General features: G+C 34.3%; 1 protein-coding gene. It reads right to left on the bottom strand.

Features of this window, described 5'->3' with window-relative positions; genetic code table 11:
* Positions 1-350 (bottom strand): terminase TerL endonuclease subunit (locus CBI42_RS11600; protein WP_256963828.1); only part of this gene is annotated, 350 nt, incomplete at both ends.

Consider the following 350-nt stretch of genomic DNA (forward strand, 5'->3'; position numbering starts at 1 on the left):
CTGACGGCTTGTAGAGTCCAGTCTGGCCGATTAGTCTTTAGTAATCTTACAAGTTCGTTAGCGTTATATTTATCAAAGCCAATAGCGAGAACTTGCAGCTTATGACTACTAATAAAATCAATTAACCAGTCATACACTTGGTGATAATCAATAATCGACTTGCTTGTTTTAACTAATTGACCGTTTTTTTTGACTACTTCGTGCTTTTTACTCAAAGTAACTAAGCCTAATTCAATCATTTTTTCAAAATCAATATTATCTTGCTTACTTTTAGACTCTAATGTGGCGTTGTTAGTAGCAATAAAACTATGAGAATCGGCATAAAACTTGCCATCTCCAGTCGGTATAAG

It is taken from the genome of Streptococcus sp. KR (genome assembly GCF_002238115.1).
Classification (GTDB): Bacteria; Bacillota; Bacilli; order Lactobacillales; family Streptococcaceae; genus Streptococcus.